This window comes from Actinoplanes sp. NPDC051633, assembly GCF_040681735.1.
Lineage (GTDB): Bacteria > Actinomycetota > Actinomycetes > Mycobacteriales > Micromonosporaceae > Actinoplanes.
Genome location: NZ_JBFAZH010000889.1, coordinates 1 through 3,305 on the forward strand (window position 1 = coordinate 1; position 3,305 = coordinate 3,305).

General features: G+C 70.5%; 2 protein-coding genes. Both read left to right on the top strand.

What is annotated here, in order from left to right; genetic code table 11:
- Positions 1-1,807, top strand: a 1,807-nt coding sequence (locus AB0M20_RS33930; protein ID WP_364304430.1) for a sensor domain-containing diguanylate cyclase, incomplete at its 5' end; no start/stop codon positions are given.
- A gap of 30 nt (positions 1,808-1,837) precedes the next feature.
- On the top strand, positions 1,838-3,232 hold the full coding sequence (locus AB0M20_RS33935; protein WP_364304431.1) for an MFS transporter: 1,395 nt from the start codon (positions 1,838-1,840) through the stop codon (positions 3,230-3,232).
- The last annotated feature ends 73 nt before the right edge of the window (positions 3,233-3,305 follow it).

Sequence of the window (3,305 nt, forward strand, 5' to 3'; positions counted from 1 at the left end):
CCACAAGATCGCCCGCGCCGACCTCGAGGTGCTCGCGGGCCGCCCGGAGGACGCGATGCGGACGCTGGCCGACGTGGAGGTGGCGCTGCTGCCGGTGGATGCGCCGCTGATCGCGTACGAGGCCGAGCGGGTGCGGGCCAGGGCGATGGGCGCCATCGACCGGCCGATCATGGCGACGCAGCACGCGAAGGCGGCCATGCAGATCGCCACCGACCAGGGGTGGCCGCAGCGGATCCGCTGGGTCGCCGAGGAGTTCCGGGTGAGCCGGCCCGGTTCGGTGGACGCCGAGTCGGTCACCTCCAGCCGCGACGAGCCCGCCGCGGCGCTGTATCGGCGGCGCCTGGAGGCGCTGCAGCAGGTCAGCCTGGCGTCGGCGACCGTGCTGGAGCCGCGCGGCCTGGCCCGGGTGGCGCTCGACGAGACGCTGCGCATCCTGGGCGCCGACCGGGCCTTCCTCTTCTTGCTCGATCTCGATCTCGATCAGCTCGTGCCGCACGTGGGCCGTGACGGCGAGGGCAACGACATCCGCGAGTTGACCGGGTACAGCTCCACCCTGGTCGAGCGGGTCCGAAGGTCCGGTGAGCCGCTCGTGGTGACCGGAAGCGAGGAGGGCGTCGCGCTCGGCTCGCAGAGTGTGCAGGTCCACGGCCTGCGCAGCATCCTGATCGCCCCGCTGAAGTTCGACGGCGTCCTGCGCGGCGTGGTCTATCTGGACAGCCGGGTCGCTAAGGGCGTGTTCACCCGCGACGACGTCGACATCCTGAAGGCCATCACCAACCACATCGCGGTGTCGCTGGAGACCGCGCGCGCCGCCCAGCTCGAGGTGGCGGTGCAGACCGCGCGCCGGCAGCGCGACGTCGCCGAGACGCTGCGCGCCGCGATGGCCGACCAGAGCTCGTCGCTGGACCCCGACGAGGTGATGCGCCGGCTGCTCAACAGCCTGATCCGCACCCTGGGCGGCGACTCGGCCGTGCTGCTGACCCAGCAGGACGACGCTCTGGTGGTCACGGCCGCAGAGGGCCCGACCGCGGCGGTCGGCACGCCGGTGCATCCCATGCAGCCCGACCTGGTCGGCCTGGCCGGTCCGCGGGTGCGCACGGTCGCGCCGGGCGAGGATCCGCCGCTGGGCGGGCTGATCGGCACCCCGCGCAGCTGGTGGGCGATCCAGGTGCCCGAGCACGGCGAGGCGTTCGGCATCCTGCTGGTCGGCGCCGCGCGGGGCGGCATGACCGAGGCGCAGTCGCAGATCGCCGCGGCCATCGCGGGCCAGGGGCTGACCGCGTACGAGAACGCCCGCCTCTTCAGCCAGGTGCGCCAGCTGGCCACCATCGACGGGCTCACCGGCCTGTACAACCGCAACCACTTCTTCGCCGAGGCCGACCGGCAGCTGAGCATCGCCCGCTGGACCCGCCGGCCGATGGCGGTCCTGATGGTGGACATCGACCACTTCAAGCGCATCAACGACACGTACGGGCATCCGGTCGGCGACGAGGTGATCCGGGTGGTCGCCGACCGGCTCGGCCAGTTCGTCCGCGACGGCGTCGTCGGCCGGTACGGCGGCGAGGAGTTCGCGGTCATCACCCCGGCCGAGAAGCCGGTCGCCGCGGAGCTGGCCGAGCGGCTGCGCGAGGTGGTGTCGGGCAATCCGGTGCCGACGGCCGCGGGCGCGCTGCCGGTGACGATCAGCGTGGGCGTGGCCTGTCCCGACGGCGCCGAGCCCGATCTGGGGCAATTGTTGAACCGCGCCGACACCGCCCTGTACCAGGCCAAGCAAGCCGGCCGCGATTGTGTGCGGGTGGCGGCGTAATCCCCGTTCGGCCTGGGTAGAGCGATCATCATGTCCACCGGAACGATCCGCACCGACGTCCCGGCCCGGCTCGACCGGCTGCCGTGGGCGCGCTGGCACTGGATGATCGTCATCGGCCTCGGCACGGTCTGGGTGCTCGACGGCCTCGAGGTGACCATCGTCGGCAACCTGTCCGGCCGGCTGTCCGAGGAGGGCAGCGGCCTCGACATCACCCAGAGCCAGGTCACCGGCCTCGGCGCCGCCATCTACGTCCTGGGCGCCTGTTGCGGCGCGCTGTTCTTCGGCTGGCTGACCGACCGCTTCGGCCGCAAGAAGCTGTTCATCGTCACCCTCGCCGTCTACCTCTTCGGCACCGCCATGACCGCGTTGTCCTTCGATCCGTGGTGGTTCTTCCTGTTCCGGTTCGTCACCGGCGCGGGCATCGGCGGCGAATACGCGGCGATCAACTCGGCCATCGACGAGCTGATCCCGGCGCGGCACCGGGGCCGGATCGACCTCATCATCAACGGCACCTACTGGGCGGGCGCGGCCTTCGGCGCGCTGCTGACCGTGCCGATCCTGACCCAACTGCCGGTGGCGTGGGGCTGGCGCGTGGCGTTCGGCCTGGGCGTCGTGCTGGGCCTGGTGATTCTGCTGGTACGCCGGCACGTTCCGGAGAGTCCCCGCTGGCTGTTCATCCACGGCCGCGGCGACGAGGCGGAGGCGCTGGTCCGCGGCGTCGAGAAGGAGGTCGAACGCGAGGACAACGTCACCCTGGAGCCGGTCGACACGTCCATCGAGATCCACCAGCGCAAGACGATCAGCTTCACCACGATCGCGAAGACGCTCGTCCGGCAGTATCCGAAGCGTGCCGCGCTGGGCTTCGCCCTGTTCATCGGCCAGGCGTTCCTCTACAACGCGGTCACCTTCGGGTACGCGCAGATCCTGCAGACCTTCTTCGAGGTGCCGTCCGGCAGCACCGGCTACTACTTCGCGGTGATCGCGGTCGGCAACCTGCTCGGCCCGCTGCTGCTCGCGCCGCTGTTCGACTCGGTCGGCCGCAAGATCATGATCACTGGCACTTACGTGCTGTCCGGCGTTCTGCTGCTGGGCACGGCGTGGCTGTTCAGCTCGGGCGCGCTCAGCGCGGTGACCATGACGGCGTGCTGGTGCGTGGTGCTGTTCTTCGCGTCGGCGGGCGCCTCGTCCGCGTACCTGACGGTCAGCGAGATCTTCCCGATGGAAACCAGGGCGATGGCGATCGCCTTCTTCTTCGCGATCGGCACGGCGGTCGGCGGCATCACCGGCCCGCTGCTGTTCGCCGAGCTGGTGGGCACGAAGAAGGTGGGCGACACGGTCCTGGCCTTCTGCATCGGCGCGGCGGTGATGATCGCCGGCGGCCTGGTGGAGGCCGTCCTGGGCGTCAAGGCCGAACGGCGCAGTTGAGCCTCGGAACCCTTAACAATCCCTAAACTTGTCGAATCGTCGGCTTAATAGCTCACGCTATGCCGACATTCGT